Annotated in this window: 5 protein-coding genes and 1 pseudogene; all 6 read left to right on the forward strand. The window is 36.7% G+C overall.

Annotated features, from left to right (window positions below):
* Positions 1-48 precede the first annotated feature (48 nt).
* On the forward strand, positions 49-528 hold the full coding sequence (locus tag RTP52_RS19850) for a VanZ family protein (RefSeq protein WP_330694316.1): 480 nt from the start codon (positions 49-51) through the stop codon (positions 526-528).
* Positions 529-665: 137 nt separating this feature from the next.
* The gene (locus RTP52_RS19855; RefSeq protein ID WP_312105189.1) at positions 666-989 is read left to right on the forward strand and encodes a DUF6142 family protein; all 324 of its coding nucleotides are present in this window, start codon (positions 666-668) and stop codon (positions 987-989) included.
* Between the two features lie 114 nt (positions 990-1,103).
* Positions 1,104-3,185: an aminopeptidase gene (locus tag RTP52_RS19860; RefSeq protein ID WP_312105186.1), complete on the forward strand. Its 2,082-nt coding sequence runs from the start codon at positions 1,104-1,106 to the stop codon at positions 3,183-3,185.
* A 91-nt stretch (positions 3,186-3,276) separates the two neighbouring features.
* Positions 3,277-3,783, forward strand: coding sequence for a 5-(carboxyamino)imidazole ribonucleotide mutase (gene purE, locus RTP52_RS19865; RefSeq protein ID WP_312105184.1), 507 nt, complete (start codon positions 3,277-3,279; stop codon positions 3,781-3,783).
* A 578-nt stretch (positions 3,784-4,361) separates the two neighbouring features.
* Positions 4,362-6,953 (forward strand): CoA-disulfide reductase, encoded by a 2,592-nt coding sequence (locus RTP52_RS19870; protein WP_312105182.1) that lies wholly within the window; start codon positions 4,362-4,364, stop codon positions 6,951-6,953.
* 439 nt (positions 6,954-7,392) lie between these two features.
* A pseudogene (locus RTP52_RS19875) lies at positions 7,393-9,244 on the forward strand (hypothetical protein); the annotation flags it as partial.

The following is a 9,244-nucleotide window of genomic DNA, read 5'->3' on the forward strand; positions in this document are numbered from 1 at the left end:
AGTGTATAATGAGAGAGATTCTAGTATGACAAGATAGGAGTATGTGTTTTGGATTATAATTTGACCGCAGGAAAACGAGTAATGGTATGGATACTTTTTCTTGGATATTTGGCTTGTTTGTCATACTTTCTTTTTTTTAGCGAACGATATGGAAGAACAGATTCAAGTAACGGATACCGATACAACTTAGTATTATTTCGTGAAATAAAGCGTTTTTTCATCTACCGAAAGGAAGTCGGACTGGAAGGGTTTCTAGTAAATATGGTAGGGAATGTGGCCGCATTTATGCCATTTGGTTTCTGCTTACCGATGATTAGTTTAAAACGGAGAGGTTTTTTCTCTGTACTTTTTTGGAGTTTTTCGCTTTCCTTAACGATAGAGACAATACAACTTCTCTATCAGATAGGATCTTTTGATGTTGATGATATATTACTAAATACCATCGGAGGAGTGCTTGGATATATAGGCTACAGGATTATGCTTTCGATATATATGGTATATAGGAAAAGATTACGTAGTCACCGTTAGTATCGCACGGAATAATTGTATTGATATAACAGGAGGAAGAGTGAAAGATTTTTAATCTTTCACTCACCAAGTTTGTGCTGTGCCAAGCTTGAGTCATTAGCTGCTCCAAAAAGATAGTCGCAGCATGGAGGCTAATTATGATACTAAAAAAAGCAAAGTATAAATTTAAAGGAAGAGTGCATTCAAAGAATGGTATCGTATCATTTTTACTCGGAATTGCTGCAATCATATCCTTCTTTACCATTTCAATTATCTCTGGTTTGAATAAAGGACAAGGCGATATCGTTCTTGGTGCAATCGGTCTTACAACCTTTCTCGTATCGGTATATGGGTTTTTAGCAGGGTATAAAAGTTTTCAGGAGAAAGATATTTATTTGGTAGCACCTATTCTAGGGATTGGTATCAATGGTATTATGTTAATTAGCTTATTCTGTTTATATATTTTGGGAATTGTGTTATAAATTATAAAACTATTTATTAGGATACAAAAGCAAAGTAAAAAAGCAAAGAAAAAGCAAAGAAAAAAGCATAGAAAAAAGCAAAGAAAAAAGCATAGAAAGAAGGAATGGTGAAATATGAGAACGATTCAACGTTTACAGGAAGAAAATGAAGAAGTGTTTGAGAGGTTGTCATTATCAATCGAACGTCTGCAAGTAATGTTAACCGAGGATACTGTGAGTGAGAAGTATCGTGATTTTTTTAAGAAAAATGCTGTCTTCTTACTAAAGTTATATGAAATTGCATTAGCAGTAAAAAGTGGAGAACAAGCAAACTTAACGCTGGAACAGTTAAAACAACAAAACGAAGAGCTCTATAAAGATATACGTAACGATAATTATAACAAAAGTTATGCAAATCCTGCTTACGCAGTCTCTGTATTTGGTGAGGAATATGGGAAGATCATGACCTTTTTGGCGACAGAAGTTCGTTCTTTAATTCCATGTGCTTTTGAGTATAAATTATTACCATTTACTATGTCTGTAGAGCTTTTTATTGAAGTATATAACTACTTTGAAGAAGAGGGTGAATATACTTACAAGGATGTAAAACGTGCTATTTATTACTTTGCAAGTGATTATGCAGAAGATTTTATGGACATGCGTGTACGTGAAATGTATGATCCGACCTATACATTTGCTTACGATATCATCATGGATTCTGATTTATCAGACCTTCGATATCTTTATCAGTACGGAGAATACATTACAGAAAATGAATTAAAAATCGCCGGGTTTTTAAATGAACTTTCGGAAGAGGAAGTAAAAGCGATGGCGAATACTTATACAGAAGGTTATGTCCGTGGCTTTGTTATGATGGGAGCGGACTTATCTAAGAAGAGCATTGTTGGAATTCGTACCTGCATCGGTTTTGAACGTATGATGCGATATGCATTCCAATACTTTGAGAACCTTGGAAAGAAGGTAACGGTATATCGCGTAGCAAATGATGTAATTAATCGTAAGGGTGGTAGAAAAGTTGGATACTATGCAACGAGTCCTAATCCTCAGTATGAATATGACCATCGATTTGATAAGGGATTGTTCTTTGATAAGAACTATGCAGAACGTCATTTGGTTGCTACCAAAGCAGCAATGGAAAAATACCGTGTAGAGTGTGCTTCCTACGCGGGTCCAGCTGTGTTAGAAACCTTTGGTGAACCTGATTTTGAACCAATCAATAAACCAGAAGCAATACATTTAGATAATAAGCAACAGGAATTAAATACTCAGTCTCAGGGACAGATAAGTCAGATGATGCAAGAGTTTATCAAATCAGAGGAAATCTCTTTTACCATCATTGCTTATCCATTGCCATCTATTGGAGCGAAGTTCCATGATATATTTGCTGAGACGGTAAAAGTTAATAATCTTGATAATGAAGAATATAAAGCGATTCAGCAGCACATTATTGATGCACTTGACCAAGGTGTTTACTGCCATATCTTAGGATCGAATGGAAATACGACAGATTTAAAGGTTATGCTGTATGAGTTAAAGAACCCAGAGAAAGAAACGATTTTTGAAAACTGTACAGCAGATGTCAATATTCCGGTAGGTGAAGTATTTACCTCACCAAAGCTGACAGGAACAACTGGCGTGCTAAATGTAAGCAAAGTTTTCTTAAATGGCTTGGAATACAAGGACCTAAAGATCAGTTTTGAAGATGGCATGATAACCGACTATGGCTGTTCTAATTTTACTGATAGTGAACAAAATGCAAACTATGTAAAAGAAAATATTTTGATGAATAGAGATACTCTTCCTCTTGGAGAATTTGCAATAGGAACCAATACTACTGCTTATGTCATGGGACGTAAGTTTGATATCCAACGTAAGTTACCAATTCTAATTGCTGAGAAAACAGGTCCACATTTTGCTGTAGGTGATACCTGCTATAGTAGAAGCGAGGACCATAAGGTATATAATCCGGATGGAAAAGAGATTGTTGCTAGAGAAAATGAAGTATCCGCACTTCGTCATACCGACATGGCAAAAGCTTATGTGAATTGCCACACAGACATTACGATTCCTTATGACGAAATCAAAGAAATCTCAGTTCATACCAAGGACAATCAAAAGATCATGATTATAGAAGATGGATGTTTTGTTCTACCTGGAACGGAGCGTTTAAATGATGCATTAAAAGAGCTTGAATAAATTAGAGAAGTGCCCACCCTTTTAAAGTTACTTCTCCATCAAATGGGGAGTTTCCTAAAGATAGAAAGTAAAAGGAAAGGATGTATTTAACATGGCGAAAGTAGGAATTGTAATGGGAAGTGATTCAGATCTTCCTGTAATGAGTAAGGCAGCAGAGATGCTAGAGAAGTTTGGTATTGATTACGAAATAACTGTAATCAGTGCGCACAGAATGCCTGACATTTTCTTCGATTATGCTACAAAGGCAGAAGAAAAAGGATTTAAAGTAATTATAGCAGGTGCGGGTGGTGCAGCACATCTCCCTGGAATGGCAGCAGCTATTTTTACTATGCCAGTAATCGGTGTACCAATTCATTCAAAAGCATTAAGCGGTGTAGATTCCCTATACTCCATCGTTCAGATGCCAGCAGGTATTCCAGTAGCAACCGTAGCAATTGACGGAGCAGCAAATGCAGGTATTTTAGCAGCAAAGATACTAGCAACTTCTGATTCAGAAATTCTCGAGAAGCTAAAAGCTTATAAAGAAGAGTTAAAGGATTCTGTTGTAGCAAAAAAAGAGAAACTTGAAAAAGTTGGTTACAGAGAATATATGAAATAATCCCCATGAATAATGCTTTACTAAACATTAGAACGAAACAATAAATCATCCTAAAGAAAACAAAGGAGCTATTACAATCATAGGTTCACGCCTATTTTGTAATAGTTCCTTTTTTATGTCTGTGAGTCGAGTGAGGCTGAACCAACTTTGACCAACCGATTTAACCTCATTAGTTAAGTCCTCCGCTTCTTTAAGCGGGGGTAAGGATTTGCTTGAAATACCACGTAGCGGCAATGAGGTTATGAGCAAGTAGCGTAAGCGGATTGCGAATATCCGCTTGACTTATGTAATATTGAGATAATGACTGGTTTTATGAGTTATATATGCACTATGTGATTTAATCACTGACTTAGATTTTTTACAGGAATATACTGTGTCTAAAGAATTTAAAATTTAGGATACCTGAATTAAGAGTTCAGGATACCTTACCTTTTACTTTGTTAAAAAATAAGCAAACATATTCTGGGATAATATTCATATGTGGTGGTATCAATTAGAAAAGATAAGAATAGGCTTTAGAAATACAAATGACAACTAGAAGTAGTATTATTCAATAAATCTTAGTTGGAGGGATAATGATGAGTAAAAAGACAGTGATTATTGGTGGAGTTGCAGGTGGAGCAACCGCAGCAGCACGCCTTCGTAGACGTGATGAGGAGATGGAAATCGTAGTTTTTGAAAAAGGAGGAGAAATCTCCTACGCTAATTGCGGTCTTCCTTATTATATTGGAGATGTTATAAAAAGCAGAGATGCATTATTACTACAGACACCTGCTGGTATGAAAGCTAAATTTAATATCGATGTTAGAGTTCAGAGTGAAGTAGTAAAAATAGATCCTATAGAGAAAAAAGTAACTGTAAAGAAAGCAGGGGAGGTAGATACTTACGAAGAGAGCTATGACACATTAATCATTGCCACAGGTTCTACTCCAATCCGCCCATCCATAACAGGAATAGATTCACCGAATGTTTTCACATTATGGAATGTACCTGATACGGACGCGATTAAGGATTACTTAAACAAAGAAAAGCCAAAGAGCGTTGCAGTAATCGGTGGTGGCTTTATCGGGATTGAGATGGCAGAGAATCTTCATGCAGCAGGTCTTCTGGTTACGATGATAGAGATGCAAAATCAAGTAATGCCAACACTAGATTACGAGATGGCTCAGCTTCTTCATGAACAGATACGAAACCAAGGAGTGGAGTTAATCTTATCCGATGGTGTGAAAGCTTTGGAACATGGTGAGGAAACTAAGATATTACTTAACAGTGGAAAATCTTGCACTGTAGATATGGTTATCTTGTCAATCGGAATAAGGCCAAATAGTAAGCTTGCAAAGGAAGCTAATCTTGTACTTAACGAGCGTGGTGGTATTATTGTCAATGAGTATCTACAGACATCAGACCCTTCCATCTATGCGGTTGGTGATGTAATTGAAGTAGAGAATCCAATTCTATCAAATAAAACAATGATTCCTTTAGCAGGACCAGCAAATAAGCAGGCAAGAATAGCAGCGGATAATATAGCCGGAGATAACTTAAAGTATCAAGGAACGATGGGGACTTCGGTTGCAAAAGTATTTGACCTAACGAGCGCTAGTGTTGGGGTAAATGAGAGAATGTTAACACAGCTTGGTAAGAAGAAAGATATCGATTATCACACCGCACTCATTAATCAGAAATCGCATGCAGGATATTATCCAGGGGCTACTACTTTGGCATTAAAGCTTATATTTGATACGATGGGACAAATCTATGGTGGTCAAATCGTTGGTGTGGAAGGTGCCGATAAGAGAATCGATACATTAGCAACTGTGATGAAGCTAGGTGGTAAAGTACATGATTTAACGGAGCTTGAACTTGCTTATGCACCACCATTTTCTTCAGCAAAAGATCCTGTTAATATGTTGGGATTTACCGCTGAGAATATCTTAAATGGTCTCGTAAGTTTTATTGAACCTAAGGAACTTGATGAGATTCTAGCAGATGAAACACAGTCTAAGGACTATATTGTTCTTGATGTAACAGAGGAAGTAGAGCGAATGGTATATCAGTTACCAAATTCCTATCACATTCCTCTTGGTAAGCTACGCCAAAGATTAAATGAATTAGATAAAAGTAAAATCATTGTGCCATACTGTTCCATCGGAGTTCGTTCTTATAATGCAGCCCGAATTTTAAAACAACATGGATTTGATAAAGTGAGAGTGTTATCAGGTGGAACCTCATTTTATAAGTCTGTGCACCATGAAGAATATTTAAAAGGTTATGAAATGATGGGGGAAGATATGAAATCAGAGGATAGATTATTGAAAGGTGATGAAAAAGTAATGGCAGCAGAGACACCCGTGGCAAAGATGCAAGTTAAAGAAACCGTGATAGAGTCACCAGTAGAAGAATCAATGAAAGAATCCGCGACAGAGTTACCAGTAAAAGAGATTGCTATCTTAGATTGCTGTGGTATGCAGTGTCCAGGACCAATTTTAAAGGTAAATGAAACACTTTCCAAATGTGAGGATGGAGATGTGATAAAGGTAACTGCGACCGACATGGGATTTGCTAGGGACGTCGAAGCTTGGTGTAAACGCACTGGAAATACCTTAGTTAAAGCAGAACCTGGTAAAAAAGAAAATACGGTATATATTAAAAAGGGAAATGATTCATGTCCCATTTTAAATAGTGTTATACCAACTACGCTTCCACAAGGTAAGACGATAATTGTATTTAGTGGAGACCTAGATAAAGTATTAGCTTCCTTTATTATTGCAAATGGTGCAAGAGCGCTTGGAAGACCAGTCACGATGTTCTTTACCTTCTGGGGATTAAATGCATTAAGAAAGCCAGAAAAAGTGAAAGTCAAGAAACCATTTATGGATAGAATGTTCGGAGCTATGATGCCTAGAGGCAGCAAGAAATTAAAACTTTCCAAGCTTAATATGGGCGGAATGGGAACGAAGATGATGCAAAAAGTAATGAAAGATAAGAATGTGAATTCTGTGGAAGAATTGATGATGCAAGCAATGAAGAGCGGTATTAAGTTAGTTGCTTGTACGATGTCAATGGATGTCATGGGAATTACAAAAGAAGAGTTACTGGATGGGGTAGAGCTTGCGGGAGTTGCAACTTACCTTGGAGATGCAGAAGAATCTAATGTAAATTTATTTATTTAGCTAATCACTATGAAAGGGGTGGCAGTAAGGTAGTTCGAAGAATGCGTATTAGCGTTTGGAGATTACCTTTAAGCCATCCCATTTTCTTTTAGGTTCTATGATAAACTGCGTGCTAAGAGAGAATTATCTGAAGTGTTGGGAGTCAGGTATAGCTTAGTACGTGAACCTGCCCGAACTTTAGATATTAAGGGGGCTATCCAGACGGTATGATGACGGTAACTATGTAAAAGGGAACTTTGAAAACACTTTGAAAATAATCTGGTTGAATCTGTCCATAATTTTTTCTAAGCCAGATTACATTTAAATAGTTTCTAAGACAACACCAGATGGTAATACAACAAGTTATACCTATGATGAACTTGATCGAATAACAAGTATTATTGACCCGGAAAATAATCTAACAAAGTTAGCATATGACCCAGTAGGTAACCTTGATTATATGATCAAACCTACAAACTTAAAGTATGACTATACCTATGATAGAGCAAACAATCTAGAGAAAATTCTAGATCCACTTGGTCAAGAAACGATTTATACTTATAATGCGAATAATAACATTGCAACAATGTTAGATCCTTCTGGTAACTTATTCTCTTACCAATACGATGCCCTAAATCGCCTAAAGACGATCAGCGACTTAGTTGGATCAGGAAGTCAGAACGAATATGATGCATCCGGCAATATAACCAGATTTACCGATGGTAACGGAAACATCACCAAATACCAGTACAATAACTTAAACTTACTAGAATCTGTAGAAGATGCAGAAGGAAACACAACCCGTTATACTTATTACAAAGATGGAAATCTTCAGACCATGACTGACGGAAGAGGTAACACCAGCTCCTACACCTATGATGCAGGTGGCAAAATGTCTACATTCACCAATCCTAAGGGAGAAGTAATACAGTATAACTATAACTTGCTAGGCCAGCTTGATGAAGAAATTAAGGCCGACGGTAACACCATAGATTATATCTATGACAAGTACAACCGTTTAGAAAGTATTCTATATCCAGATCAGACATCTGTAGATTATACTTACGACGACCTAAATCGTAAGATAGCAATGGAAGATGTCAATGGTCTTACTGAGTATGATTATGATAATATGAGTAGACTTACTTGGGTATCTGATTCAAACAGTGAAGAAGTAAGCTACGAATATGATAGCAAAGGAAGAGAAACAACCGTAATCTATCCAGATGGAAAATGTGTAGAATACAAATACGATGATTATGACCGCATTATAGAAGTAAATGATCGAGAAGGCAGAATCACTCGTTATACTTACGACGAAGTTGGAAGAAAGAAAACAACCTCATTACCGAATGGTATTACGACAACTTATGAATACGATAAAGGAAATAGGATCGTTGGAATCACCAGTGTGAAGAAAAACGGCTCCGTAGTATTAAAATTTGCATACGAATACGATGGAGCAGGAAACCGAACCTTAGAAGAAATCTGGCAGGAAAAGAAACATTACAGAAGGGAATATACCTACTATAAGAATAACACCGTAAAGAGCATGTCAGAAACCGGTGATAATAATGTAACTTACTCTTATGTATACGACGCAGCAGGAAATATCTCCGAAAAACATGTAACAAAAATAGAAGACGGCAAGGAAACTACAAAGGTAACTCGCTATACATACGATAGTGCTAACCGTATGCTTTCCTTATCAGAAGGTGGCGGAGATACAAGGGCATTTCGTTATGATGCGAATGGTAATCGTATCGCCAGAATATTGAATGGAAAAGGCAATGTTTCAAGCTCAGAAGTGGATACGTCTAAAAATAGTAAAGAAAATGCGGACTACTATTATTACGATTATGAAGACAGACTCGTTGAAATTGTAATTCATAATGGTAAAGTATTTACTTATGGCTACGATGGAGAAGGAAACAGACTATGGAGAACATACAGTCAGCATCCAGTAGTAAAATCACCAGTGAGTGAAGGTGACCGAGTAACTAATCCACCATCATTTCCAGAAAATAATAAGGATAATACAGAAGTAGATACAACTGATATCGAGGATAAGAGTATTAAAAGCGATATTGAATTAGAAAGCGCTAGTGAGATTGATGAGATTGAATCTGATGATAACAGTTTAGTTTCACTAATGAATATTCAAGATGATGCAGAATTAATAACAGCTGTTGATTCCTATCTATTAAGCTCTGATAATGTGGCCTTTGCTGCTATGAAGGGTAACAATGGAAACGGAAACGGTAATGGAAACAATGGCAATGGAAACAATGGTAACGGAAGCAATGGCAACG

Origin of the sequence: Lachnoclostridium sp., from assembly GCF_031997925.1 — a bacterium.
Classification (GTDB): Bacteria; Bacillota; Clostridia; order Lachnospirales; family Lachnospiraceae; genus Lachnoclostridium.